This is a genomic window from Streptomyces sp. NPDC006372, assembly GCF_040612515.1.
Classification (GTDB): Bacteria; Actinomycetota; Actinomycetes; order Streptomycetales; family Streptomycetaceae; genus Streptomyces.
This window is the reverse complement of sequence record NZ_JBEXQJ010000002.1, coordinates 488,267-513,373: the sequence shown is the minus strand read 5'-3', so window position 1 is coordinate 513,373 and position 25,107 is coordinate 488,267. Positions and strand designations below refer to the sequence as shown.

General features: G+C 69.7%; 22 protein-coding genes. 12 read left to right on the top strand and 10 right to left on the bottom strand.

Annotation, left to right across the window (positions count from 1 at the left end):
- Positions 1–16: 16 nt before the first annotated feature.
- The 3 genes from ABZ016_RS06810 to ABZ016_RS06800 are packed head-to-tail and all read right to left on the bottom strand — an operon-like array spanning position 17 to position 3,119.
- Positions 17–853 (bottom strand): carbohydrate ABC transporter permease, encoded by an 837-nt coding sequence (locus tag ABZ016_RS06810; protein WP_356915444.1) that lies wholly within the window; start codon positions 851–853, stop codon positions 17–19.
- Positions 850–1,848 (bottom strand): sugar ABC transporter permease, encoded by a 999-nt coding sequence (locus ABZ016_RS06805; protein WP_356915443.1) that lies wholly within the window; start codon positions 1,846–1,848, stop codon positions 850–852. Before ABZ016_RS06805 ends, ABZ016_RS06810 begins: the two co-directional genes overlap by 4 nt.
- A complete protein-coding gene (locus ABZ016_RS06800) occupies positions 1,845–3,119 on the bottom strand; it encodes an ABC transporter substrate-binding protein (RefSeq protein WP_356915442.1) in 1,275 nt (424 codons plus the stop codon). The genes ABZ016_RS06805 and ABZ016_RS06800 overlap by 4 nt, the downstream gene beginning before the upstream one ends.
- Before the next feature lie 298 nt (positions 3,120–3,417).
- Here ABZ016_RS06800 and ABZ016_RS06795 point away from each other — a divergent pair, with 298 nt between their 5' ends.
- Both ABZ016_RS06795 and ABZ016_RS06790 read left to right on the top strand, forming a co-directional pair.
- Positions 3,418–4,437: a LacI family DNA-binding transcriptional regulator gene (locus ABZ016_RS06795; RefSeq protein ID WP_356915512.1), complete on the top strand. Its 1,020-nt coding sequence runs from the start codon at positions 3,418–3,420 to the stop codon at positions 4,435–4,437.
- Between the two features lie 22 nt (positions 4,438–4,459).
- Positions 4,460–4,810 (top strand): hypothetical protein, encoded by a 351-nt coding sequence (locus ABZ016_RS06790; RefSeq protein WP_356915441.1) that lies wholly within the window; start codon positions 4,460–4,462, stop codon positions 4,808–4,810.
- A gap of 18 nt (positions 4,811–4,828) precedes the next feature.
- Here ABZ016_RS06790 and ABZ016_RS06785 read toward each other — a convergent pair whose 3' ends face one another.
- On the bottom strand, positions 4,829–5,632 hold the full coding sequence (locus tag ABZ016_RS06785) for a GNAT family N-acetyltransferase (protein WP_356915440.1): 804 nt from the start codon (positions 5,630–5,632) through the stop codon (positions 4,829–4,831).
- Between the two features lie 160 nt (positions 5,633–5,792).
- Here ABZ016_RS06785 and ABZ016_RS06780 point away from each other — a divergent pair, with 160 nt between their 5' ends.
- On the top strand, positions 5,793–6,026 hold the full coding sequence (locus ABZ016_RS06780; protein ID WP_356915439.1) for a hypothetical protein: 234 nt from the start codon (positions 5,793–5,795) through the stop codon (positions 6,024–6,026).
- A 20-nt stretch (positions 6,027–6,046) separates the two neighbouring features.
- On the opposite strand, the gene ABZ016_RS06775 is transcribed toward ABZ016_RS06780, so the two are convergent.
- On the bottom strand, positions 6,047–6,775 hold the full coding sequence (locus ABZ016_RS06775) for a YafY family protein (protein ID WP_356915438.1): 729 nt from the start codon (positions 6,773–6,775) through the stop codon (positions 6,047–6,049).
- A 10-nt stretch (positions 6,776–6,785) separates the two neighbouring features.
- Entirely contained in the window at positions 6,786–7,724 is a 939-nt protein-coding gene (locus ABZ016_RS06770) for an alpha/beta hydrolase (RefSeq protein WP_356915437.1), read from the bottom strand.
- Positions 7,725–7,899: 175 nt separating this feature from the next.
- Between ABZ016_RS06770 and ABZ016_RS06765 the strand changes: the two genes are divergently transcribed.
- On the top strand, positions 7,900–9,510 hold the full coding sequence (locus ABZ016_RS06765) for a hypothetical protein (RefSeq protein WP_356915436.1): 1,611 nt from the start codon (positions 7,900–7,902) through the stop codon (positions 9,508–9,510).
- A gap of 26 nt (positions 9,511–9,536) precedes the next feature.
- Here ABZ016_RS06765 and ABZ016_RS06760 read toward each other — a convergent pair whose 3' ends face one another.
- Positions 9,537–10,511 carry a GNAT family N-acetyltransferase gene (locus ABZ016_RS06760; RefSeq protein WP_356915435.1) on the bottom strand — a complete coding sequence of 325 codons (975 nt, stop codon included), beginning with the start codon at positions 10,509–10,511 and terminating at the stop codon, positions 9,537–9,539.
- A gap of 178 nt (positions 10,512–10,689) precedes the next feature.
- Positions 10,690–11,127 carry a hypothetical protein gene (locus ABZ016_RS06755; RefSeq protein ID WP_019061278.1) on the bottom strand — a complete coding sequence of 146 codons (438 nt, stop codon included), beginning with the start codon at positions 11,125–11,127 and terminating at the stop codon, positions 10,690–10,692.
- Positions 11,128–11,653: 526 nt separating this feature from the next.
- On the opposite strand from ABZ016_RS06755, the gene hemL reads away from it, so the two are divergent.
- The 7 genes from hemL to ccsB all read left to right on the top strand — a co-directional run bounded on the left by hemL (position 11,654) and on the right by ccsB (position 19,406).
- Positions 11,654–12,970 carry a glutamate-1-semialdehyde 2,1-aminomutase gene (gene hemL, locus ABZ016_RS06750; protein ID WP_356915434.1) on the top strand — a complete coding sequence of 439 codons (1,317 nt, stop codon included), beginning with the start codon at positions 11,654–11,656 and terminating at the stop codon, positions 12,968–12,970.
- A complete protein-coding gene (locus ABZ016_RS06745; RefSeq protein ID WP_356915433.1) occupies positions 12,967–13,680 on the top strand; it encodes a histidine phosphatase family protein in 714 nt (237 codons plus the stop codon). Before hemL ends, ABZ016_RS06745 begins: the two co-directional genes overlap by 4 nt.
- Positions 13,681–13,817: 137 nt before the next feature.
- Positions 13,818–15,107 (top strand): polysaccharide deacetylase family protein, encoded by a 1,290-nt coding sequence (locus tag ABZ016_RS06740; protein WP_356915432.1) that lies wholly within the window; start codon positions 13,818–13,820, stop codon positions 15,105–15,107.
- A 66-nt stretch (positions 15,108–15,173) separates the two neighbouring features.
- On the top strand, positions 15,174–15,803 hold the full coding sequence (locus ABZ016_RS06735) for a TlpA disulfide reductase family protein (protein WP_356915431.1): 630 nt from the start codon (positions 15,174–15,176) through the stop codon (positions 15,801–15,803).
- Between the two features lies 1 nt (position 15,804).
- Positions 15,805–16,578: a cytochrome c biogenesis protein CcdA gene (locus tag ABZ016_RS06730; protein ID WP_356915430.1), complete on the top strand. Its 774-nt coding sequence runs from the start codon at positions 15,805–15,807 to the stop codon at positions 16,576–16,578.
- Positions 16,579–16,581: 3 nt separating this feature from the next.
- Positions 16,582–18,327, top strand: coding sequence for a cytochrome c biogenesis protein ResB (locus ABZ016_RS06725; protein WP_356915428.1), 1,746 nt, complete (start codon positions 16,582–16,584; stop codon positions 18,325–18,327).
- The gene (ccsB, locus tag ABZ016_RS06720) at positions 18,324–19,406 is read left to right on the top strand and encodes a c-type cytochrome biogenesis protein CcsB (protein WP_356915427.1); all 1,083 of its coding nucleotides are present in this window, start codon (positions 18,324–18,326) and stop codon (positions 19,404–19,406) included. Before ABZ016_RS06725 ends, ccsB begins: the two co-directional genes overlap by 4 nt.
- A 65-nt stretch (positions 19,407–19,471) precedes the next feature.
- Here the strand turns inward: ccsB and ABZ016_RS06715 are convergent, their stop codons facing one another.
- Positions 19,472–20,869, bottom strand: a complete 1,398-nt coding sequence (locus ABZ016_RS06715) for a condensation domain-containing protein (RefSeq protein WP_356915426.1) — start codon at positions 20,867–20,869, stop codon at positions 19,472–19,474.
- A gap of 135 nt (positions 20,870–21,004) precedes the next feature.
- Positions 21,005–21,745, bottom strand: coding sequence for a MerR family transcriptional regulator (locus tag ABZ016_RS06710; RefSeq protein ID WP_356915425.1), 741 nt, complete (start codon positions 21,743–21,745; stop codon positions 21,005–21,007).
- 81 nt (positions 21,746–21,826) lie between these two features.
- Here ABZ016_RS06710 and uvrA point away from each other — a divergent pair, with 81 nt between their 5' ends.
- Entirely contained in the window at positions 21,827–24,331 is a 2,505-nt protein-coding gene (gene uvrA, locus ABZ016_RS06705) for an excinuclease ABC subunit UvrA (protein ID WP_356915424.1), read from the top strand.
- Positions 24,332–25,107 lie beyond the last annotated feature (776 nt).

The window sequence follows — 25,107 nt, the reverse complement described above, 5'->3', positions numbered from 1 at the left end:
CGGATGCGGGACGGGTCTACTTCGCGGCGCCGGCGGTGAGCCCGGCGACGATGCGGCGCTGGAAGAGCAGCACCATGACCACCAGCGGGACGGTGACCAGGACACCCGCGGCCATCTGGCTGCCGAAGGGGGTCTCGTAGGTCGTGGCGCCGGTGAACTTGGAGATGGCGACCGTGGCGGTCTGCATGCCGGGCTTGTTGGTCATCGACAGGGCGATGAGGAACTCGTTCCAGGCGGCGATGAAGGTGATGATCGCGGTGGTGAAGATGCCGGGCGCGGCCAGCGGCACGATGACCTTGCGGAAGGCCTGGCCGCGGGTGCAGCCGTCGACCATCGCGGCGTGCTCCAGCTCGTCCGGCATCTGCCGGAAGAACGTGGTCAGGTTCCACACCGCCAGCGGCAGCGCGAAGGACATGCTCGGCACGATCATCGACTGGTAGGTGTTGATCCAGCCGATGTCGGTGAACAGCTTCAGCAGCGGCACCACGATCGACACCACCGGGAACATCGAGGTGGCGATGATCAGCGTGAGGATCAGCCGCTTGAAACGGAACTCCAGCCGGGCCATCGCGTACGCGGTGAACGTGGCCAGCAGCAGCGCCAGCACGGTCGTGATCCCGGCGACGACCAGGCTGTTGAGCAGTGCCCGCCCGAAGCCCTGCGCGGGATCGAACACGGCCCGGTAGTTCTCGAAGGACAGCGGTGACGGGAGAAGCGTGGTGTCGAAGATGTCGCCGGTGCGGCGGAGGCTGGAGACCAGCATCCAGTAGAACGGGGCCAGACAGTAGGCCACGACCACGACGACACCCGCGTACACGAGCCCGCCGCGCCACTTCGCCGTGAGGGTCGTCATGCCGTCACCTCCGTACGACGGCGCCTCCTGCCGCCCCCGCCCCCGACGAGGTCGGTGCCGAGCAGCCGCACGAAGGCCAGCGCGATCAGGAAGACGTAGAGGAACAGGATCACCGCGTACGCGGAGGCCGGTCCGAACCGGACGTTGGACGCCTCGTTCTGCGCGAGCATCGACAGCGTCTCCACCGAGTGCTTCTGCGCGCCGACGAGGATGTAGGGCAGGTCGAACATGCGCAGCGCGTCCATGCAGCGGAACAGCACGGCCACCAGCAGCGCCGGCTTCACCAGCGGCAGCGTGATGTGCCAGAACTGGCGCACCGGGCGGGCCCCGTCCATCCGGGCCGCCTCGTAGACCTCCTTCGGGATCACCTGGAGGCCGGCCAGCACCAGCAGTCCGATGAAGGGCGCGGTCTTCCACACCTCGGCGACGATGACGGCGACCTTGGCGTGGAAGCCCTCCGTGGTCCACAGGATCTGCTGTCCGAGCAGCGCGTTGGCGACACCGTCGCTGTTGAAGATCCACCGCCACAGCAGCCCGGAGATCGCCGTCGGCACCGCCCAGGGCACCAGGATCCCGGCCCGCACCAGCGCCCGGCCCCGGAACGCCCGGTGCATGATCAGCGCCATGGCCACCCCGATCACGGTCTCCAGCGAGACCGTGACGACGGTGAAGAAGGTGGTGTTCCAGAAGGCGTTGAAGAACCGCGCCCCGGTCTCGCCGAAGATGTCGGCGTAGATCCGCAGGCCGACGAACGGCTCGGTGTCGCTGATGAACCCCGTGCTCGGATCCAGGCCCTTCGGCCCGTACAGCGACTCCTTCAGCGCCATGAGCGTCGGGTAGAGCACGACGACCGTCAGCACCAGCAGCGTGGGGGAGACCAGCAGCGCGGCCAGCCGCCCGGCACCGGCGGTGGCCCGGCCCCGCGTCGCCGGCCGCTGGGGCCGGGTCCGGACGCCGGTCCCCGCCGGGGTCTCGGTCAGGGTGCCGGCCCTCACCGCGCCACGGCCTTCCGCAGCGCCTTCTGCAGGTCCTTCAGTGCCCGCGCGCTGCTCTTCTCCCCGTTCAGGGCGGCGTACGTCTCCTGCTGGACGGCCGAGGTGACATCGCCGTACGGGACCACCCGGGGCCGCGGCACGGCCCGCAGGATGGACTCCTTCAGCACAGGCAGATACGGGTACTGCCCGACGAGCGCCTTGTCGTCGTACAGCGACGCGTACGGCGGGGCGAGGGAGGCGTCCCTCAGGAACGTCCCCGTGTTCTCCTCGCTGGTCATGAACTCGATGAAGTCCAGGGCCGTCGCCTTGTTCCGGGCGGAGGTGGACACGGCCATGTTGTGCCCGCCCAGGCTGGAGGAGCCGGGCCCGTTCAGGCCGGGCAGGGGCGCGACCGCGAACTTGCCCTCGACGCCGCTCTTCTGGGCCAGGGAGTACATGTAGGGCCAGTTGCGCAGGAAGACGAGCTTGCCGGCCTGGAAGGCCTGGCGGCCGTCCTCCTCCTGGTAGGTGACGGCCTCCTTGGGGATCGTCCCGTCCTCGAAGGAGCCGACGAGGAAGTCCAGGCCCTTCTTCGCCTCCGGTGTGTCGACGTCCGGCGTGCCGTTCGCGTCGGTGACCCGGCCGCCCGCGGAGTGAACGGCCTCGGCGAAGTTCACCGTCAGCCCCTCGTACTTCTGGAACTGCCCGGCGTAGCAGGACATGCCCTTCGCCTCGGGCAGCCTCTTCACCTTGGCACAGGCGGCGGTCATCTCGCCCCAGGTGGCCGGAGGCCGGGTCACGCCGGCCTTCCTCAGCAGGTCGGTGCGGTAGTAGAGCATGCCGCCGTCCGAACTGCTCGGCACCGCGTACAGACCGCCGCGGTAGCGCGAGGTCTCCACCACCGGCTTCAGCATCTTCCCCAGCGGGAACCGCTTCTGGGGCAGCTGCTCGATCCATCGGTGGGCGGCGAACTCCGAGGTCCACACGACGTCGAGGGACAGCACCGTGTAGGCGTCGGACTTCGTCTCCGCGTTCTGGATCATCTGCTGACGCTGCGCGTCCGCGTCCGTCGGCAGCTGGATGAAGGTGACCTTCTCCTTCGGGTGCGCCTTGTTCCAGCGGTCGAGCATCGGCTGGACGGTGCCGGTGGTGTCCTTGCCGGCCACGTACGTGATGGGGCCGCGCCCTTCGAACGACGGCTTCGCGGGCTCTCCGGTGCCGCTGCCACAGGCGGTGAGGAGGAGCCCGGTGGCAGCGAGCGCGGTCGCTCTGGCGGTGGTTCTGGTGGTCACTGTCTCTCCTGGTCGTGCGGAACCGGGTCACGGCTTGTGAGACTGCGTTGTCATGAAATCGAGAAGGCGAAACCGCAGGTCAGGGATGAGATAGGGGTTTTGACTGCAAGAGCTTCGCGGCCGTCGGGACAACGCTTGCAAGCTAGGGGCGTGCTGTGCCGAAGTCAATGCGTTACCTGGCGGTAATCGGCTGACCACTTGGCTCTCCACTCCGTGAAAGCGCTGTCACAAGAGCCCGGATCCGGCGTGGTCGCTGTGCTACCGTCCGCTCATGCCACCAGCTCAGCGGCACCCCACCATGGCCGACGTGGCCGAACGGGCCGGGGTCTCCACCTCCACCGTCTCGCGCACCCTGCGCGGCCTGTCGACCGTGTCCCCGGAGGTCCGGGCCCGCGTCGAGAAGGCCGCGCGCGAGCTGAACTTCGCCGTGTCGCGGCAGGCCGCCAGCCTGGTCACGGGCAGGACCGGCACGGTCGCCGTGATGGTCCCGACGCTCAACTCGTGGTTCATGGGATCCGCCCTGTCCAGCCTGGCCCCGCTGCTGCGGGCCGCGGGCATGCAGCTGAACGTCTACGAGATCCCCGACCTGACCGAGCGCACCGCGTTCTTCGAACACCTCCCGGCGCGCCGCAACGCCGACGCGCTCCTGGTGTTCTCCTTCGACCTCACCGACGAGGAGACCGCCCGGCTGGACGACCTCGGCATGCCGGTGATCTACGTCAGCCAGCACGTCGACGGACGCCCGAGCGTCTACGTCGACGACGTGGCCGGCGCCCTGCACGGCACCCGGCACCTGCTCAACCTCGGCCACCGCCGGATCGCCTTCGTCCAGACCGTGGGCGCGAGCGGCTTCTCCTTCAGCTCCAACGAGCGGCTGCTCGGCTACCAGCAGGCGCTCACCGAAGCGGGTGTGCCGCTCGACGACGACCTGGTGGTGTCCACCCTGGTCGGCAGCAAGCGCGCCGCCACCGAGTCCCTCGGTACCCTGCTGAGCCTGCGCGAGCCCCCCACCGCGATCTTCGCCGAACAGGACGAGGTCGCCGTGGCCCTCATCTGGAACCTGCGCAAGACCCAGATCCCCGTCCCCGAACGCATCTCCGTCCTCGGCTTCGACGACCAGCCGCTGGCCGACTGGTTCGACCTGTCGACGGTCGCCCAGTCACCGTCGGACATGGGGCGGCAGGCCGGGGAACTGGCACTGAAACTCATCGACTCCGCCGCCGACCACGAGCGGCACATCGTCCTGCCGACCCACGTGATCCCCCGGGAGACGACCGCACCGGTGGCACAGGCACGGGACGCGGAGGACAACACGTAGGGGGGTTGGCTACGTTGGACCGATGCCGCTGGTCGAGATCACGTACGCCCCCCACGTCCCCGAGGCGAAGCTCCGCGAACTCGGTTCGGTCCTCCCGCACTTGGTGTCCCTTGCGGTCGAGTGCCCCGAGGAGCCCTACGACGGAGATCTCCGGCCCGGGGACGTGGAGCTGCGCTTCCGGCGACTCGGACCCCTGGACCGCGGCGGCCTCGACCTCGTCGTCGAGGTGCGCTCGAAGTGGTTCGAGAGCAGGGCGGCGAACCGCCAGGAGCGAGTCGACGAGCTGTACGACGGCATCGCGACGGCGACGGGCCTGCGCGACTTCGGCGTGTATCTCTCGCTCCCGGTGGCCGCCTGGTCGCAGGGAGACTGACCCGGCGGCCGGCCTGCTTCAGCCCTTGAGGGCGAAGAAGCGCATCGGGGAGTTCGGCCGGAAGCCGATGCGCGGATACACGGGCGCTCCGGCGGCGGTCGCGTGCAGCGTCGCCCGGGTCAGTCCGGTGGCGCGAGCGCCCTCGTACAGGGCCTTCCGTGTCACCGCCTCCCCGTATCCCCGCCGCTCCCACTCCGGGTGGGTGGCGACGAGCAGGACGAAGAGCCGCCCCTCGGCCTCGACGGTGGCGGCGCAGCTCACGGGTGTGCCGTCGTCGCGCACGCCCAGATAGGCGTGCACCCGCTCCTTCCACAGCACGGACCGGCCGAGCCCGTCCCGCCCGTCCTCCAAGGGGAATCCGTACGCCCGCGCGTTGATGTCCGCGTAGTCGCGCAGCTGTTCGTCGGTGGTCACGCGCACGAATGTGAGATCCGGGTGGGCGGGCTCGGGGAGGGGGAGGAAATCCCCCGCCATACCCGTCCCCGGAAAGGCGAACTCGAGCCCTGCCTGCTCGGCCGCGTCCCCCAACCCGATCCGCGCCTCGTCGTCGAGGAGATCCTCGAAGACCCAGAGGAATCCGGGCCGCTCCTTGGACCGCATGATCTCCGCGGCCTCACCCAGCCGCTGCTTCAGCAGCCCGGCACCCGTGCCGTGCTCGGTCAGCGTGACACAGTTCCAGAAGGCGAACCGGCAGTCGGCCCAGCGGACGGCGACACCCGGCAGATCGGACACGTCCGCGTGCGAATCCCGGTCGAGCACCATCACGCGCCAGACGGCGGCGAGCTGCTCCATGGATTCGATCGAGTCCGCGAGATCAGGCATGATGCCCCTTCAGATAGGTTGTGGAGAACGGGTGTTGACGATGCCGTGGATGTACTGCCCACGACGGAGGTCCTTCACCCTCCACCCTGAGATCCTTGATCGCGACTGCGAAGTGCTCGCCTAGACTGTGCCCGGTTTTTCCAAATGATCGGAGCATGACATGCGTCGCCTCGCTGCCGCTTTGGCAGTCAGCGTCCTCGCACTCGCCGGATGTGCGCAGGACTTCGACAAGGGACCCGAGGGGAAGGTCGCCGAGAAGGTCAAGGACGGGAAGAAGTTCTACCTCGTCGTCGACCCCGCCAAGGGGGGCGAGCAGACCAAGTTCCGGGTCAGCAAGTACGACTACCACGACTGCAACCGGGGGTCGAAGTACCCCAAGTGTGTGGAGGACTGAGGACGGTCCGCCACACCGGCTCAGGACGTCACGCGGGCCGGCGCGAGTGAGGCCAGCGTGGCGGGCCGCACCGCGCCGGCCGCGGCCGAGCCGCGCAGCAGCTCGGTCAGGTCGTGGGGGTGTGCCGGCTCGGTGGTCGGCGCCGCTGCTGTGATGCGGTCCAGCCGGAAGCCCCGGCCGGCCTGTCGCGTGTGGCACCAGGCGATGAGGTACCACCGGCCATCGGCGGTGAGCAGTCCGGCCGGTTCCACCACGCGGTCGCTTTCGCGTCCTGCCGCGTCCGTGTAGGACAGCCGGAGGGCCGTGCTGGTGGTGAGAGCTTGTTCCACCGCGGTGCGGACCGTGGCGTCGGACGGCGCGGGCAGCGCGACGATCCGGGTCGCCAGTTCCTGTGCTGCCACCGACGCGGCTCCCGTCATGGAGGCCGCGATCTTCTGGGCTGCCGTACGGGCCGCACCGGCGTACGGTGCGGTGGCGCCGGTCGCGGCGAGGGCGACGGCCAGCGCCGAGGCTTCCTCAGGGGTGAAGCGGACCGGGGGCAGGGTCATTTCCGGGTCGATCGACCATCCCCCGCCACGTCCGGGCGCGGTGCGCACCGGCACGCCGGTCGCCATCAGCGCCTGGAGATCGCGCTGCACCGTGCGGGTACTCACCTCGAAGCGCGCGGCGAGCGCCGCGACCGTCACAGGCCGCGGTGCCACCGCGCGCAGCTCCTCCACCAGTGCGTAGAGCCGGGCAGTGCGGTTCATGCCGGCGACGCTACCGCCCCGTGCCGGACAGGAAGTCCCGCTGGCGTCGCGCCTCCCGCTCGGTGATGGTCAGCGGGAAGAGGGTGAAGCCGTGCATGGCGCCGGCGACGACGCCGAGCTGCACGGGCGCGCCTGCCGCCTGCCACCGTTGGGCAAGGAACAGCGAGTCGTCCCGCAGCGGATCATGGGTGCCGACGACGATCCGTGCGGGCGGCAGACCGGCAAGGCCGGCGAACAGTGGCGAGACCTCGGGATCGCGGCGTTGTTCCGCCTCCATGCCGGGTGTGAACAGCCCATAGGTTCGCCGCAGTGTGTCGGTGTTGCTCAGCAGTCGCTTGGAGCCGAACGACCGCTGGCTCGGCGTCATCGACAGGTCGTAGGGACCGAAGAGCAGGTGGGCTCCCCGGAACGCGCCCGTGATGCCGTGCCGGTCACGAAGGCGCAGCAGCGTCGTGACGCTCAGGTGTGCACCGGCCGATTCACCGCCGATCAGCAGCCGTTGGGTGCCGAACTCGGCTGCGGCGTGGTCCACCAGCCACCGGGCGGCCGCTTCGCAGTCGTCGGGCCCGGCGGGGAAGGGGTGTTCCGGCGCAAGGCGATACTCCACGCTGACCACGGCGAGCCGAGTCTGCTCGGCGAGTCGCCACAGCCTTTCATCCTGCCCGTCCGCGGAGCCGAACACCCAGCCGCCGCCGTGGAAGTGCAGATACACGCCGTCGACGCGGTGGGGCAGGAACGCCCGGACCCTCACCCCACCGGCGATGACGCGGTCCTGGCCCTGCGGCAGTCGCACCGGAGGCGTGTCGCCACCGAGCCGGTTGCGCCGAAGGGCCGCCAGGGTGGCAGCGTCCGGCGTCTCGTCGCCCGCCGGGCTGCTCGCGGCAGCGGCCTCGAATTCCTTGTTGAATGCCAGAGTCTCGGCGAGGCAGTCCTCATCGGTGATGACCATGCCCTCCACAGTCCCAGCCTTCCGCGACAACCCCCTGTCACCTTTTCCTGGTGAGCTGCACCACAATTCCCGTGGCGCGCGTTCGGCACCCCGCCCACGTGCGCGGCGGGCCCTGTTCGGCCTCGGCGTGGTGACAAGGGCTTCGCTGCTTGTCCTGCCTGGGCATGATGTATGGGTGGCGGACTTACCTTCGGACGCGCAGAACCGGGACGAGTTGGTGATCCTTGTGCACGGCACTTTCGCCGGTGACAAGGACGGCAGCGATTCGGGGAACCGATGGTGGCAGCGCGGCAGCGATACGTGGAGATGGCTGGAACGCAATCTCCCTGCCGGAACCAGCTTGCCGCAGGACGGCAGGCTCTTTCACTGGAGTGGCGCGAACACACAGTCGGCGCGACTGGCCGCCGCCATGGACCTGTTGGCGCTCCTTGTCGAGTTGGAGCGACAGGGCCGCGGGTACCATCTGGTCGGCCACAGCCATGGCGGTTCGGTCATCTGGGAAGCCCTTCTGACGTGCCACGTTCTTCAGCGCAGGGGCATGCTGGTTGATCACTTGTACTACGCGCTGGTACGTCGGGGGGTTCTCCCGGACGAGGGCCTCAATCCCACTGTGGAGGGGAGTCGATTCAGCACTCGCCTGTATCAGGATCTGAGCCGAGAGCTGGAGCTCGACCACCTGCGGAGCTGGACGACGGTCGGAACGCCGTTCCTGTGTCACCTGCCTGAAGGTGGTGGGGTCTTCAGGGGATGGCGCCACCACGCATTCTCGTTGGCAGGCGCTGTGAGCGCCGAGGACGCCAAAGCTCCACGCTGGACTACATGGCTCTTCTCCATCGTTTTCGCGGTGAACATGCTGGTGGGTGTGGCGCTGGCAGTCTTTGCGATGGCCGGCCCGCTGTGGATTTTCGTCTGGTTGGCATCGGCCATGACGGCTCTCCGGATAACGATCTCGTTCATCGTGAGGGGCGAGGCCACTCGCGCGGTGACCATCCGCGCGAAGCTCGCCCGGTCGGCGTTCGAACGCTTCTCCGCGCGGTGGCTGGGCCTGTACGCGACGACGGACGAGGCCATCACGGGACTTCGATCGCTGTGTCCGCCCCACGCCCCCGACTACTCGAGCCTGTACCTGGCGCCCACGCAGCGCACACGCCCGCGGAAAACGGCCGCGACGTGGCCTGAACCACCCACCCTGCTGCGCCTGAACGCCCCGATCAAGCACGTTGCCCTGGCCCCCGAGGTCTCGTTCGGCTATGGGTACTACCACCCCCGCACCACGCTGATCGACGACATCTACGGCGGTGTCAACAGGTGGATCATGCCGAGGATCAACAGATTCCTGGCTCATCGTCTGCTGCGCAGCGCCCAGGGGTGCGACATTCCGTACGTCGACCTCGTCTACGTCTCGCCCTGGCCGGTGCCCATCGATGCGGGGGCCGCCGGCTTGCCGGACCGCGTCGACAAGGCACTGGAAAAGGGCGCGGCGTCGCACGCCGGGCTGCTCGGCCTCGAAGTGCGCCAACTGATCACTCGCGCAGCCATGAACGGCAAGGGGCTGTCAGCAGTCCTCGCAGACCATCAGCTAGATACCGCCGGGAAGTTCATGGTCCACACCTCATACTTCGCCGATCCCGAAATCCTGCAGATGATTTGCTGCCACATTGCTGATTCGTGCCAGTCCCTCCAGGCAGTCGACACCACCGGGGCCGGCATCTCCTCGGACAGCCGACAGTGGATGATCGACGCTCGCGCCCACGCGGCCAGGAAGGCGGCGCCGCACGGTTGCTGAACCCGAAGCCGAGCGCGGCGGTGGCCTCAGCGCCAGTCGTCGATCACATAGGCGTCCGGGTGGCTGTAGCCGGGTTCGTTGGGCTTGTGCATGGTCACGCCCTGCAGCCAGGTACGGAAACCGCGGCCGACCATGCGCCGGTAGGCATCCTGGCGGGCCAGGCTCATGCCGGCGTCCAGTTGCCCCAGTCCCTTCTCGGTGGCCAGTTGCTCGCACGCGTTCAGCAGTCGTTCGAACCGGTCCGCGGCGTCCGGGCCAGGGCGTACGGCGCCGAATTTGACGAAGCACACGTCCTCACCGGCCTCCGACCCCGCTCCGCAGTGGCAGACAGCAAGACCGTCGAGGCCGGAGCCGGCGCCCTCGAGCAGGATGGTGTCACCGAGCCCCTGCGCCTGTACGGCCGTGATCTCGCGATCCAGGCTCAGGCCCTCGTACACGGCCCCCGTCAGTGCCCGACCGAGGCTCAGTGCCTCGGGCCGCTCAGCGGCGGTCAGCTCGCTGTACAGCACTCGGCCGTGAACCGCGGCACTGACGGCGACCTGTTTCTTCATGATGGCCGTGAGGAAACGGGGCCAGAAGCCGTACCGGCGGTAGAGCTCGAGATGCTTGGGACTGTGCGAGAAGGTGAACAGGCCGAGGTGCCGGTTCTCCCAGGTGTCGAAGCAGGCCATGACCGGTTCCATGAGGCGCCTGCCGATGCCCTGGTCCCACAGATCCGGACGTATGGTCAGCGGGCCGAAGAACCCGACGCTGCCCCAGTCGGCGGCGAAGTTCGATCCGACGACCTCGCCCTCGACGGTCGCTGCGAAGGCCGCGTGCGGAGCTGCCGCCCAGCGGGTGCGGACATAGTCGGCGGCCCCGAAGAACGTCTCCGGCTCAGGGGCCCCGAGGAAGGTCCCGAAGGCGACCCTGAAGATCGCGTCGGCCCTGTCCAGGTCCGGCTCGACCAGCGGGCGGACCGACACCGAGGCGGCGACACCCGTTCGCTTCGCTGCGGGCATGATCGCTCTCCTTCCGCCCCCCGATTCCATCGCACCACGAATGCCCGCCGCGGGCGAAGCGAGAGGTCCGGCGGCACCTGAGGTTCCTCACCGTGCCGGAGGGCGTCGACATGCCCCCGGAACATGACGAAGGCGGGACTCGAAAGCCCCGCCCCAGATCACCGAAACCGCAACAGGCTCAGGGCCACACCAAGCAGTACGGCTGATGCCCCGCCTCATGAAGCCGGTGGCTGAAGTCCTGCCACTCGTGCAGCAGTTGGTACACGTTGAACGCGTCCCGTGGCCCGCCGCGGTCCGGGACCGTCGACCAGATGAAGGCCGCCGCGCCCACCGCCTCCTCGCCGATGCCCCGCAGGGGGTCGACGACCGTCATCGGGAGTTTGACGACCGCGTAGTCGGGGTGCAGGACGACCAGTTCCAGAGGCGGCACCTTGTTCAGGGGGACACCCTCGATGCCCGTCAGGACCATCGCCGCCATGGTCTCCGGCTTTATCTTCGTGAACATGCCGTTCATACCGAGCTCGTCGCCGCCGAGCTCCTCCGGACGCATCGAAATCGGGACGCGGGCCGCGGTCGCGCCGTCCGGCGCGCCGAAGTACTTGTACGTCACCCCCACCCGACCACCATTCCTGCTCCCGGACCGAAGATCGTCCACCTGATGTTCAGGACTTTCATTACGGCCGTGGAGCCGCTCCGGTTCACTCGGGGGGCCCTGCGTCCGACGTTCCTGCGTGTCCTCCGCCTCGCGCCGGTGCCTTCCCCGCCGGGCACGTCGAGGACCCAGGTCATCAGTCCCCTCGCCCAGTCCGCCACCGCGATGCATATCTCCACCCGACTGCTTTTTCTAGGACGCGTCGCCCCCGCCGCGCAACCCGATCATCGTGTCAGTGACCTCCCCCACGGCCGCCCGCCGAAACGTGCGCTGAATCAACTGCCCGCAGGATCTTCGCAGCCTCCGACCACCGTGGGCCGTTTGAGCTGTGTGTATCAGGTCCAGTCTCGCAGACGCCCGGGAAACGCGGACGTGATCCCGGACCAGTCCCCTCGCCCGTGCCTTCTCTCATCTCCGCTGTCCTACCCTGAACAGGTCCCTCGTCCCCCGGAGCCGACAACGTCGGAGAAGGTCGGAGAAGTCGCAGGTCATGAGCGAACTGGCATATCCGTACGAAGCACCGGCCTCGCAGGCTCTGTTCGACCGCGCGGCGGCGGTCACGCCCGGTGGCGTGAACTCGCCGGTGCGGGCCTTCCGCGCGGTCGGCGGCACACCGCGGTTCATGGTGTCCGGAACCGGGCCGTACCTGACGGACGCCGACGGTCGGGAGTACGTCGACCTCGTGTGCTCCTGGGGGCCCATGATCCTCGGGCACTCGCACCCCGAGGTGATCGCCGCCGTGCAGGACGCCGTCGCCCGCGGTACGTCCTTCGGCACGCCCGGTGAGGGCGAGGTCGCTCTCGCGGAGGAGATGGTCGCGCGGGTCGCGCCGCTGGAGCAGGTGCGGCTCGTCTCCAGCGGGACCGAGGCGACCATGTCCGCCATCCGGCTCGCCCGCGGGTTCACCCGGCGGACCAAGGTGATCAAGTTCGCGGGGTGCTACCACGGCCACGTGGACTCGCTGCTCGCCGCGGCCGGCAGTGGCGTCGCGACCTTCGCGCTGCCCGACACCCCGGGCGTCACCGGCGCGCAGGCAGGCGACACCGTCGTCCTGCCCTACAACGACCTCGACGCCGTGCGGGCCGCCTTCGCCGCCCACCCGGGCGAGATCGCCTGCGTGATCACCGAGGCCTCCCCGGGCAACATGGGCGTCGTACCGCCCGCGGACGGCTTCAACCAGGGGCTCAAGGACCTCTGCTCCGAGAACGGCGCCCTCTACATCTCCGACGAGGTCATGACCGGCTTCCGCACCAGCCGCGCAGGCTGGTTCGGCGTCGACGGCGTCGTCCCCGACCTCATGACCTTCGGCAAGGTCATGGGCGGCGGCTTCCCGGCCGCGGCCTTCGGCGGACGGGCCGACGTGATGGCGCACCTCGCTCCGGCCGGGCCCGTCTACCAGGCAGGCACCCTCTCCGGTAACCCGGTCGCCACCGCCGCCGGGCTCGCCCAGCTGCGGCTGCTGGACGACGCCGCGTACGAGAAGGTCGACGCCGTCTCGAAGCAGATCCAGGGCCTCGTCACCGGCGCCCTGACCAAGGAGGGCGTCGCGCACACGCTGCAGAACGCCTCCAACATGTTCTCGGTGTTCTTCACCGACCGTCCCGTGCGGAACTACGAGGACGCCAAGGCGCAGGAGTCGTTCCGCTTCACCGCCTTCTTCCACTCCCTGCTCGCGAGCGGCGTCTACCTGCCGCCGTCCTCCTTCGAGTCCTGGTTCGTGTCCACCGCGCACGACGAGCGGGCCGTGCAGCGGATCGCCGACGCCCTCCCGGCGGCGGCCCGAGCGGCCGCGGAGGCCACGGCATGAGCGACCTGAGCAACAAGAGCAGCAGCGCCGGCGGCGAAGACGACATCACCGTCGTCCACGTCATGCGGCACGGCGAGGTGGCCAACCCGGACGGCATCCTCTACGGGCGGCTGCCCGGCTACCACCTGTCCGAGCTGGGCCGGCGCATGGCCGACCGGGTCGCCGAGCACCTGGCGGCCCGCGACGTGACGTACGTCGTCGCCTCCCCGCTGGAGCGGGCCCAGGAGACGGCGGAGCCGATCGCCAAGGCGCACGGGCTGGACCTCGCCACCGACGTGCGGCTGATCGAGGCCGACAACATCTTCCAGGGGAAGACGTTCGGTGTGGGGGACGGGGCGCTGCGCAATCCCGGCAACTGGAAGCACCTGGTCAACCCGTTCCGGCCGTCCTGGGGCGAGCCGTACGTCGACCAGGTGGTCCGGATGACGAGCGCACTGAGCGCGGCGAAGGACCGTGCCCGGGGGCACGAGGCGGTCGTGGTCAGCCATCAGCTGCCGATCTGGATCGTGCGGTCGTACGTCGAGCGGCGGCGGCTGTGGCACGACCCGCGCAAGCGGCAGTGCACGCTCGCCTCGCTGACGACGTTCACGTACCAGGGCGACCGGATCGTCTCCGTCGGCTACACCGAGCCGGCCCGCGACCTCGTCCCGGCCCATCTCCTCGCCGGTGCCAAGCCGGTGAAGGGGCAGGCCAAGGCGTTCGGCGCGTAAGCCACCCACGGCGCGTAAACCCTTTCTGTTCGCTTCTGATCCCTTCGTTGCGAAATTTGCAGGTTTCGAAGGAACCTCCCCGTCCGTCACGTCCTCTGACTGGGTGACCACCAGAGAACGTGACGAACGGGGATGCCATGCGCCCTTACTCCCGCAGGGGAATGCTCGGAATCGGCGCGGGAGCCGCGGCCGCCGTCTCGCTCGCCGGCTGCGGCGGCCTCACCGGGTCGGATGACTCCAGTCACGCCGATGGTTCCAAGGACTCTCCCCAGGGCGGCTCCAAGCCCAAGCCCGCCGCCCGGCCCATCGGCGACGGCTCCACCGCCTACACCGGCAAGCAGCCCCACCAGCCCGCGAAGCCCGAGCCGCTGGAGCCGGGTCAGACACCGCCGCAGTTCGTCGTGTTCTCCTGGGACGGCGCCGGCGAGGTCGGCAACGGTCTCTTCCCGCGCTTCCTGGACCTGGCCAAGGAGCACGGCGCGAGCATGACCTTCTTCCTGTCCGGGCTGTACCTGCTGCCCGAGTCGAAGAAGCGCCTCTACGACCCGCCGAACAACCCGCGCGGCGCCTCCGACATCGGCTACCTCACGGACGACCACGTCAAGGCGACCCTGAAGTACGTCCGCCGGGCGTGGCTGGAGGGCCACGAGATAGGCACCCATTTCAACGGGCACTTCTGCGGCGAGACCCACGGCTCGGTCAAGAACTGGACGCCCCAGCAGTGGCGCAGCGAGATAGACCAGGCGAAGTCCTTCGTCAAGGAGTGGCGCACCAACTCCGGCTGGACCGACCTGCCGTCGCTGCCGTTCGACTACGACAAGGAGCTCGTCGGCGGCCGTACGCCCTGCCTGCTCGGCCAGGACAACCTGCTGCCCACCGCCCGCGAGCTCGGCTGGCGCTACGACGCCTCCTCGCCCGGCGGCCGCCAGGTGTGGCCCGTGAAGCGGCAGGGCATCTGGGATCTTCCGCTCCAGCAGATACCTTTCCCCGGCCGCGGCTTCGAGGTCCTCTCGATGGACTACAACATGCTGGCCAACCAGTCCCTGAACAGCACGAAGGCGCCGGCGCACAACTACCCGGGCTGGCGGGAGCAGTCGGCCCAGGCGTACATCCAGGGATTCAAGCGGGCATACGAGACAAACCGGGCGCCTCTCTTCATAGGCAACCACTTCGAGCAGTGGAACGGCGGCATCTACATGGACGCCGTCGAGGAGGCCTTCAAGCACATCGCGCGGGAGAAGGAGAAGGGTGCGGATGTGCGTCTCGTCTCCTTCCGGCAGTTCACCGACTGGCTGGACGTGCAGAAGCCCGAGGTCCTCGCGAAGCTCCGGACGCTCGAGGTCGGGCAGCAACCGGCCGGGGGCTGGAAGGGGTTCGTCGAGAAGACCCCGCAGGGGGCCGGGACGCCCTCGCGGAACGCCGCCTGAAATGCGGTTTTCCACCCGCAAGGGGGGTGGGCGAGAGCCTCAGAACGGGCATGCGAAACTTTTCACATGAGTGCCGCCAGCCGCGCCCCCCTGCGCTCGAACCGCACCCGCCGCTTCCGCCGCCGTGCCGCCCTGACCGCCGGCGCGGCCGTGGCCGCGCTGCTCGCCTCCGCGTGCGGCTCCGGCGGCACCTCCGGCGGGGGCGGCAACACCAACTTCGTCACCGGCACCGACGGCATCTCCACCGTCGCCAAGGGCGAGCGCACCCCGGCCCCCGACCTGTCCGGCAAGACCATCGCCGGCAAGACGCTCGACGTCGCCGACTACAAGGGCAAGGTCGTCGTCCTCAACGTGTGGGGCTCCTGGTGCAACCCCTGCCGCGCCGAGGCCAAGTACTTCGCGAAGGTCTCCAAGGAGTACGCCGGCAAGGGCGTGCAGTTCGTCGGCATCAACACCCGGGACACCTCCACCGGCGCCGCGCTCGCCTTCGAGAAGGACTGGGACATCACCTACCCCAGCCTCTACGACCCGACCGGCAAGCTGCTGCTGCGCTTCGACAAGGGCACCCTCAACCCGCAGGCGATCCCCTCCACCCTCATCCTCGACCGCAACGGCAAGATCGCGGCCCGCTCGCTCTCCGCGCTCAGCGAGGAACGGCTGCTGAAGATGCTCAAGCCGGTCGTCGCGGAGAAGTGACGTGACCGACGTCACCCTCCTCGCCGCGGCCACCGACCCCAACCAGACCGTGCTCAACGGCGCCCTGCTGGCGGCGCTGCCCCTGGCGCTGCTGGGCGGGCTGGTCTCCTTCTTCTCGCCGTGCGTACTGCCGCTGGTCCCCGGCTACCTCTCCTACGTGACCGGCGTCACCGGCACCGACCTCGCCGAGGCCCGGCGCGGCCGGATGGTCGCGGGCGCCTCCCTGTTCGTCGTGGGCTTCACCGTCGTGTTCGTGTCCGGCGGCGCCCTTTTCGGCTACTTCGGGGCGACGCTCCAGCAGGAGCAGGGCGTCCTGTCCAAGGTGCTGGGCGCGCTCATGATCCTCATGGGCGTGTTCTTCATGGGGCTGATGCCCTGGATGAGCCAGCGCGAGTTCCGCTTCCACCGCAGGCCCGTGACGGGACTGGTCGGCGCGCCCCTGCTCGGTGCGCTCTTCGGCATCGGCTGGACCCCCTGCATCGGCCCGACCCTCGCCTCCGTGCTCGCCCTGTCCTCGCAGCAGTCCAGCGCGGGCCGCGGTGCCATACTGACCGTCGCGTACTGCCTGGGCCTCGGTGTGCCGTTCGTGCTCGCCGCGGTCGCCCTCCGCAAGGCGCTCGGCGCCTTCGGCTGGGTCAAGCGTCACTACGTCTGGGTGATGCGGCTCGGCGGCACCATGATGATCATCACCGGTCTGCTCCTGCTGACGGGCGTCTGGAACACCCTCGTGCAGCACATGCAGTCCTGGTCCGCCGGATTCACTGTGGGGATCTGATCCATGAGCAAGACCACCGCCTCCGGCCCGGCCCCGTCCGCCGCCGAGAACCAGGACCTGGGCGAAGCCGGCGCCCAGCTCTCCACCGCCCCCACGGAGGAGCCGCCCCACCTGCCCTCCCTGGGCGTCATCGGCTGGGCCCGCTGGTTCTGGCGGCAGCTGACCTCCATGCGGGTCGCTCTCCTGCTGCTCCTGCTGCTCTCCCTCGGCGCGATCCCCGGCTCCCTCATCCCGCAGTCCGGCCAGGACGAGACGAAGGTCGCCGACTTCCGCACGAACAACCCCACCCTCGGCGACGTCTACGACAAGCTCGGGCTGTTCCACGTCTACAGCTCGGTGTGGTTCTCCGCGATCTACATCTTGCTGTTCATCTCCCTCATCGGCTGCATCGTGCCCCGCACCTGGCAGTTCGTGGGCCAGCTGCGCGGCCTGCCGCCGGGCGCCCCCAAGCGGCTGACCCGGCTGCCCGCCCACACCACCTGGCGCACCACGGCCGAACCCGAGCAGGTCCACACGGCCGCCCTCGCCCTGCTGAAGAAGCGCCGCTTCCGCGCCCACCTCACCGGTGACTCCGTCGCCGGCGAGAAGGGCTACCTGCGCGAACTGGGCAACCTCCTCTTCCACGTCGCCCTCATCGTGATGCTGGTCGCCTTCGCCTGGGGCCAGCTGTACAAGTCCGAGGGCAACAAGCTGGTCGTGGAGGGCGACGGCTTCTCCAACACCCTCACCCAGTACGACGACTTCAAGTCCGGCAACCTCTTCACCGCCGACGACCTGGTGCCGTTCAGCTTCAACCTGAAGAAGTTCACCGGCACCTACGAGCGCACCGGCCCCAACAAGGGCACCCCGCGCACCTACCAGGCCGCCCTCGACTACAGCACGGGCCCCTACGGCAAGGACCAGAAGGACACCGTCAAGGTCAACCACCCGCTGGAGATCGGCGACTCCAAGGTCTACCTGGTCAGCCACGGCTACGCCCCCGTCATCACCGTCCGGGACGGCAAGGGCGAGGTCGTCTACGACAGCGCCGTACCACTGCTGCCGCTCGACGCCAACGTCACCTCCTCCGGCGCCGTCAAGGTCCTCGACGGCTACCGCAACCCCCAGGGCAAGAAGGAACAGCTCGGCTTCAACGCGTTCTTCGTGCCCACCTTCGGCGGCGCCGCCAGCGGCACGATGCTGTCGCAGTTCCCCGCCCTGGACCATCCGGTGCTCGCGCTGTCCGCCTACCACGGCGACCTCGGGGCCGACTCCGGCATCCCGCAGAGCGTGTACCAGATGGACAAGACCAACATGAAGGAGTTCAAGGACTCCAAGGGCAAGCTGTTCAAGAAGCTGCTGCGGCCCGGCGAGACCATGAAGCTCCCGAACGGCGCCGGTTCGGTCACCTTCGGCAAGGACATCAAGGAGTGGGCCGGCTTCCAGGTCGTCCAGGCGCCCGGCAGCGGCTGGGCCCTCGGCGGCGCCATCGCCGCCATCGGCGGCCTCGCCGCCTCCCTGTTCATCCAGCGCCGCCGCGTCTGGGTGCGCGCGGTCCAAGGCGCCGACGGTGTCACCGTCGTCGAGATGGCCGGCCTCGGCCGCAGCGAGTCCGCCAAGGTCCCCGAGGAGCTCGGGGACCTCGCCGGGAGCCTCTACGACGAGACACCCGCCGCGCCCGAGGCCGACGACCCCGCAGATTCCCCCGACCCCGATCCGGAGCCGGGTACCGACACCTCTGTACCTGCCGAAGGGGCTGAGAAGCAGTGACCCTCGCCGCCGCCACCAACGAAAACCTCGCGAACATCAGCAATGTGCTGATCTACTCAGCGATGGCCGTCTACACCCTGGCCTTCTTCGCGTACATCGCCGAATGGCTCTTCGGCAGCCGCAGCAAGGTCGCCAAGACCGCCGCCGCGCTCACCGCCGACCCTGCGGAGGCGAAGAAGGGGCCCGCCGTCACCGTCAACCAGGCCGGCGGCACCGCCGTCCTGGAGCGGCCGAAGGTCACCGTGCGCGCGTCGGCCGGTCAGCGGGACGTCCCGGACGGCCCCGGAGCACACGGCGGCGACGAGCAGGGCGACCTGTACGGCCGCATCGCCGTCTCCCTCACGGTGCTCGGCTTCCTGGTCGAGCTGGGCGGGGTCATCGCCCGCGCGGCCTCGGTGGAGCGGGCGCCGTGGGGCAACATGTACGAGTTCAACATCACCTTCTCCACGGTCGCCGTCGGCGTGTACGTGACGCTGCTGGCCCTGCGGAAGAACGTCCGCTGGCTCGGCCTGTTCCTCATCACCACGGTCCTGCTCGACCTCGGTCTCGCGGTCACCGTCCTCTACACCGCCAGCGACCAGCTGGTCCCCGCCCTGCACTCGTACTGGCTGTACATCCACGTCTCGACCGCGATCCTGTGCGGCGCGGTCTTCTACGTCGGCGCGGTCTCCACGATCCTGTACCTCTTCAAGGACTCCCACGAGACCAAGCTCGCGGGCGGCGGCACCCCCGGCACCTTCGCGACCTCCGTCCTGGAGCGGCTGCCCTCCTCCGCCTCCCTCGACAAGTTCGCCTACCGCGTCAACGCCGCCGTCTTCCCGCTGTGGACGTTCACGATCATCGCGGGCGCCATCTGGGCCGGTGACGCCTGGGGTCGCTACTGGGGCTGGGACCCCAAGGAGACCTGGGCCTTCATCACCTGGGTCGCCTACGCCTGCTACCTGCACGCCCGCGCCACCGCCGGCTGGAAGGGCCGCAAGGCCGCCTACCTGGCCCTGATCGCCTTCGGCTGCTGGCTCTTCAACTACTACGGCGTGAACATCTTCGTCTCCGGCAAGCACTCGTACGCGGGAGTCTGAGCCCCCGGCACACCGAAGGCCGGTTCCGCTGACCCGAGTCGGCGGAACCGGCCTTCGCCCGTCTCCTAGACCTGCCCGACCGTGCCCGTCACGATGTCCCGCAGCCGCTCGACGTACAGCCGCAGGTTCTTCTGCGCGATGTCCGTGTCCGGGTAGCGGCCCGCGAACCACAGGCCCTCGTGGAGGCGGGAGATCCAGGCACAGACCTGGTCGCCGTAGGAGACCCTGAGCAGGCCGTACGCCTTCTGGTCCGTCCACGCCTCGGAGCCGGGGATACCGCGGGTGTCGACGAACGAGACGATCGAGTACAGGTCGGGGGAGGTGGGGCGGAAGTCGGCCCCGAGGAGGTGCAGCACGCGAGCCAGCGGGATACGGGCCAGCCGGCGGTTGGCCTGGAGGGCGGCACGCACGGTGCGCAGCGCGCTCGGGAAGTCGGAGGCCTCCGACATGGGGATCTCGATCGGGGCGCCGCCCACGTACCAGCCGACCGACTCCGACCACTGGGACTTCACCCGGGTGTGGAACGGCACGACCGTGCGGTAGACCGGCTCGCCGCCGATCTCCTGGACGATCAGGGCGGTGGCCGCGAGGACACCCACCAGGCTCCCGCCGTACGGGCGGCAGTACGCCTCGAACGCGGCGGCGGCCTCCGCGTCCGCCATCATCTCCCGCATGAACTTCTGCGTGGGCAGCCCGCCCTCGGGGTCCAGACCCAGGTCGACCGGGAAGCTCGGCAGACGTCCGTCGCAGCGCTGGATGAACTCCCGCCAGCGGGCGACGATGTCGTGGTCCGCGTCGATCCGGTCGGCGTCCGCCCGCTCCGCCTCGCAGAAGTCGACGTAACTGCTCACCGGCTCCGGCCCCACCGCCTTGCCCGCGAGCCCGGCCTCGTACAGCTCGTGGATCTCGGCGGGGATGCGGTGGATGGAGTAGGCGTCGACATTGCTGTGGTCGAAGGCCATGTACACGCTGGTGCAGTCGTCCCGGACGACGGCCGTGTAGATGAGGTTGGGCCAGCGCAGGGCGTCCGCCGTGGTGTCGAAGCGGTCCTGGAGGTGCTGGGCCAGGGCCGCCGCGTCGGTGAAGTCGCCGACCTCCTCGCGGTGCAGGGACACCGAGGACGCGTCGAGCGTGAAGCGGCGGATCGAATCGCCGGGCCCGCCCGCCCAGCGGAAGCCGCTGCGCAGCGTCTCGTGCCGCAGCGTCCAGCCGCGCAGCGCCTCACCCAGCGCGTCGAGATCGGCCCGCCCCGGGATGTCGAACGCCGCACCCAGCCAGGTCGGCACGAACAGGCCGTCCTCGCGCACGGACCGCGCCGTCCGGATGTGCGACTCCTGGATGTACGCCGGCGGTCTGGAATCCTCCGGCAGTGCCTTCGCCGTCGCGACGGTCGCCGGACTGAGTGTCCATTCGATGAGGCGCCCAGGTCGGACCTCGCAGCGCTGGATATCAGTGATTCGCACAGGACGTCTCCGTTCGCAGGTGGGATAGACCCGACCAAACGAATGCCGAGCCCGCCACCGGCGACAGCGGGTGTCGTCACAATTCAATGGAACGGATGGCATCTCGAACGGCGATACGAACCCTGACCGGTGCGCTCAGTTGACGCCGCTGTCCTCGATCCCGGCTCCGGTCAGCAGGTCGAGGTAGGAGTGGAGGGCGCCCGCACCCTCGATCATCACCCTGCTACGAGCCGTCAGGGCCTGCCCCCGCGCCGCGATCGCCGCCCGCAGGGCATCGCTGCTGCCCTCCTTCCTCAGCCCCTCCAGCACCGGCCTGATCTGGTCGAACAGGTAGTGACTGCGGCGCAGGGTCTGCACGAGCCGCGCGTCGCGCACATCCGCGGGCTCGTAGACCCGGTACCCCGTGCCGCGCTCACGCCGGGGCGCCAGCAGCCCGGCCCCCTCCCACACCCGCAGCGCCGACGTCCGTACCCCCAGCAGCGCCGCCACCTCGCCGATGCGCAGCCCGCCGGACCGGGGCAGCGGAGCGGGCGGCTCCACCGCCAGCAGCTCAAGGGCCTCGCTCGCCGCCCGCAGCGACACCCGCTCCTCGTGCAGGGCGGCATGCGCGGCGTCCACCAGCGCGAGCGCGCCCGGGACGTCCCCGGCGTGCAGGGCCTGCATCACCGGCGCCGCCGTGACCGGCCCGTACCCCCTCAGCAGCGTCCGGTACGCCAGCAACGCACGGCGGTGCAGCCCGGTGAAGGCGCGGTAGCCGGACGCGGTCCGGGCCGCCGGCGGGAGCACCCCGGCGTCCTCGTAGTTGCGGATCTGCTGCGTCGAGACCCCGGCCAGCCGGGCCAGGTCGACGGGCCGGAGACGGCGTTCGTCACTCATCGATTTGAAGGTTACGCCAGGCTCTGTGCCGCTCACAGCTCAAAAGTCTCAACACGGCACTTAAATGGAAGACTTGAAGGAATGGACAACAGCATTCGTGTCACCGGTGCCCGCCTCCACAACCTCCGGAACGTCTCCCTCTCCCTGCCGAAGAACAAGCTGGTCGTCCTGACCGGCCTGTCCGGCTCCGGCAAGTCCACCCTCGCCTTCGACACCCTCCACCAGGAGGGCCAGCGGCAGTACCTGGAGTCGCTGGGCATGGTCACCGGCTGGGTCAGCAAGCCCGCCGTCGACTCGATCTCCGGTTTGTCCCCGTCCATCAGCGTCGACCAGCACCTCACCAACCGCAGCCCGCGCTCCACGGTCGGCACGGTCACCGAGGTCTTCACGTACCTGCGCCTGCTGTGGTCCCGTATCGGCAGCCGCCCCTGCCCCGACTGCGGCAAGAGCATCCCGCCCTCGTACGCCGACGCCGCCGAGACGGAGACGGTGGCCGACGACGACGTTGAGGGCGAGCAGCGGCCCTGCCCGCACTGCGGCACCCTCGTCCCCGAACTGGTGATGGGCTCCTTCTCCTTCAACAAGCCCGCGGGCGCCTGCCCGGACTGCACCGGCCTCGGCGAGGTGATCCGCCCCGACGTCCGGCGCCTGGTCGACGGCGCGAAGTCGGTCGCCGGGGGCGCGGTACGCGGCTGGAACACGAAGTTCACCGAGTGGAGCATCCCCAGGCTGCGGGCCGCCGCCGAGCACTACGGCTTCGTCTTCGAGGCGGACCGTCCGGTCGATGAACTGGACGAACATCAACGGGACTTGCTGCTCCACGGAGCGGAAAGCCCCGAGTTCCGCCGCCACTTCCCGGACACCGATCCACCCGCGACCGTGTCGGCGGGCCGCTTCGAAGGGGTCGCGACGGCGCTGCTGCGCCGCTACAGCGACCGCGCCGACGACCCCGAGTACCGCGAAAAGGCAGAACGGCAGGGGCTGGTGAGGCAGCTCTGCCCTGGATGCGAGGGCGTGCGGCTCCGCCCGGAGAGCCGGGCGGTGACCGTGCACGGCCTCACCATCGTGGACGCGGCCCGGCTTCCGCTGACCGAACTCGGCGACTGGCTGACCGGCCTCAGGGAGCGGTCGGCCGGGGAGGAGTGGCTGCTCGTGGAGCCGGTCGTCGTGGACCTCGATGAGCGGGTACGGCGCCTGCTGGAGGTGGGGGTCGGCTACCTCACCCTCGGGCAGTCCACGCCCAGCCTCTCCGCCGGAGAGACCCAGCGGCTGCGGCTGGCCGCGCTGCTCGGCTCCGGCCTGACGGGCGTGCTCTACGTACTCGACGAGCCGACCATCGGCCTGCACCCCTCCGACACCGCCCGCCTGATCGGCGTCCTGCGCCGCCTGCGTGACCTGGGCAACACCGTGCTGGTCGTCGAGCACGACCTGGACGTACTGCGGGCGGCGGACCACGTGGTGGACGTCGGCCCGGGGGCGGGCCGGGACGGCGGCCGCATCGTCGCCACGGGCACACCGCAGGAGGTGGCCCGGACCGAGGGTTCCCTGACCGGCGCCTACCTCTCCGGCCTCGTCTCCGTGCCGACCTCCCGCGGGCGGGGCGACAGCGATACGGCCGTGGTGATCCGAGGAGCCAGGGCCCACAACCTCAAGAACCTCACCGTACGGATCCCTTTGAGCCGCCTGGTGACGGTCACGGGCCCGTCCGGCTCGGGCAAGTCGACACTGCTGCTGGACATCCTGGGCAGGGCCGCCCGCCGCCACTTCCACGGAGCGGGCGAACCACCCGCCGAGCACGACGGAATCGACGGCTGGGAGCACCTCTCCAAGGCCGTCCTCATCGACCAGGAGCCGATCAGCCGCGTCCCACGCTCCAACGCGGCGACGTACTCGGACGTCTTCACCCCCATCCGTGAGGCCTTCGCCACGAGCAGCGCGGGACGCCTGACGGCGAGCCACTTCTCCTTCAACGTGCCGGGCGGCCGCTGCGAACGCTGCGAGGGAGCGGGCGTGCTCACGGTACGGATGCACTTCCTCCCGGCGGTACAGGTCCGCTGCCCCGGGTGTCGTGGCCGCCGCTTCCGCCCCGAGGTGCTGGCGGTCCGGTACCAGGGGTACGACATCGCCGAGGTACTGGAGGCGACGGTGGACGAGGCACTGGGGGTGTTCCGCGACCTGCCCACCGTGGCCGGCCGGTTGCGGCGCATGGCGGACGTCGGCCTCGGCTACCTCCCGCTGGGGCAGCCCGCGCCCACCCTGTCCGGGGGTGAGGCCCAGCGCCTCAAACTCGCGAAGGAGCTCGGCCGCAGGACAACCGGCCGCACCCTCTACGTCCTCGACGAGCCGACGACCGGACTGCACGCGGCGGACACGGCACGGCTGCTGGACGTGCTCCAGCGGCTGGTGGACGCGGGGCACTCCGTCATCACCATCGAGCACAACGTGGACGTGATGCGCGCGTCGGACTGGCTGATCGACCTCGGGCCCGTGGGAGGGGCCGGTGGGGGGCGGTTGGTGGGGGAGGGGACCCCGCAGGAGCTGTCGAGGGTGAGGGCGTCCCGGACGGGTGGGTTTCTGGCAGGGTGACTTGAGACGAGCTCTCGGGGCCACTCGCTTCTTGCCAGTGTCGTGCTTCCACGACCTGCCTCAAGGGCGCTCCGCGTCGGCTCCGCCGATCGGCCTACGGCCGACCCTTGACCCAGCCCGCTCCAGCACGGGAGAGAAGCGAGCGAGCGGCCCGGAGAGGAGCGGGTGGCCACACCCTGTCCGCCCTCACGCCCCTCAAGAAACCACCCGGCGAGAGGGAGCGCGCCCGCGCCTCGCCTGCACGCCGGGTGGGCTCAGCGGCGAGCGGTGGATTGGGGAGGCGCCTCCGCGAGGGTGGGGCACGCCGGGTGGGCTTAGCGGCGAGCGGTGGGTGGGTGTGCGCGGTGGCGGGGCCCGCTGGGTGGGCTCAGCGGCGGGTGGCCGGTTCGGGCTGCGGTGGCGCGAGGGTCCCTCGGTAACGGGTGTTCTGCAGGCAGTTGGAGCATTTCGGCCGCCATGGACCCCGCCTACCTGGGCTGATGTGAGGCTGAAGTGGCCCAATCGCTCCACTCACTGCTTTCCGCCTCCGCCGAAGCAGCCGGCCGGGCATGCCCCCGCCCTGCTGCCGCGCACGACCCACCAACCCAGCCACCCACCCGCCGCTCGCCGCTGAGCGCACCCGGCGTGCTGGCGAGGCGCGGGTGCGTCCGCCCGATGCCGAGCGGCAAGGCAACGGGCTGATGACCGCAGGCATGGTTGGCCACCCACTCCTCCTGGGCCGCTCGCTCGCTTCTCTCACGTGCTGGAGCGGGCTGGGTCAAGGGTCGGCCGCAGGC

Bases quoted from the DNA above. Each gene is read 5' to 3' on its own strand.
- ABZ016_RS06810 (WP_356915444.1), bottom strand. From the start codon at position 853: ATGACGACCCTCACGGCGAAGTGGCGCGGCGGGCTCGTGTACGCGGGT.
- ABZ016_RS06795 (WP_356915512.1), top strand. From the start codon at position 3,418: ATGGCCGACGTGGCCGAACGGGCCGGGGTCTCCACCTCCACCGTCTCG.
- ABZ016_RS06790 (WP_356915441.1), top strand. From the start codon at position 4,460: ATGCCGCTGGTCGAGATCACGTACGCCCCCCACGTCCCCGAGGCGAAG.
- ABZ016_RS06785 (WP_356915440.1), bottom strand. From the start codon at position 5,632: ATGCCTGATCTCGCGGACTCGATCGAATCCATGGAGCAGCTCGCCGCC.
- ABZ016_RS06780 (WP_356915439.1), top strand. From the start codon at position 5,793: ATGCGTCGCCTCGCTGCCGCTTTGGCAGTCAGCGTCCTCGCACTCGCC.
- ABZ016_RS06775 (WP_356915438.1), bottom strand. From the start codon at position 6,775: ATGAACCGCACTGCCCGGCTCTACGCACTGGTGGAGGAGCTGCGCGCG.
- ABZ016_RS06770 (WP_356915437.1), bottom strand. From the start codon at position 7,724: ATGGTCATCACCGATGAGGACTGCCTCGCCGAGACTCTGGCATTCAAC.
- ABZ016_RS06760 (WP_356915435.1), bottom strand. From the start codon at position 10,511: ATGCCCGCAGCGAAGCGAACGGGTGTCGCCGCCTCGGTGTCGGTCCGC.
- hemL (WP_356915434.1), top strand. From the start codon at position 11,654: ATGAGCGAACTGGCATATCCGTACGAAGCACCGGCCTCGCAGGCTCTG.
- ABZ016_RS06745 (WP_356915433.1), top strand. From the start codon at position 12,967: ATGAGCGACCTGAGCAACAAGAGCAGCAGCGCCGGCGGCGAAGACGAC.
- ABZ016_RS06740 (WP_356915432.1), top strand. From the start codon at position 13,818: ATGCGCCCTTACTCCCGCAGGGGAATGCTCGGAATCGGCGCGGGAGCC.
- ABZ016_RS06735 (WP_356915431.1), top strand. From the start codon at position 15,174: ATGAGTGCCGCCAGCCGCGCCCCCCTGCGCTCGAACCGCACCCGCCGC.
- ABZ016_RS06725 (WP_356915428.1), top strand. From the start codon at position 16,582: ATGAGCAAGACCACCGCCTCCGGCCCGGCCCCGTCCGCCGCCGAGAAC.
- ABZ016_RS06710 (WP_356915425.1), bottom strand. From the start codon at position 21,745: ATGAGTGACGAACGCCGTCTCCGGCCCGTCGACCTGGCCCGGCTGGCC.
- uvrA (WP_356915424.1), top strand. From the start codon at position 21,827: ATGGACAACAGCATTCGTGTCACCGGTGCCCGCCTCCACAACCTCCGG.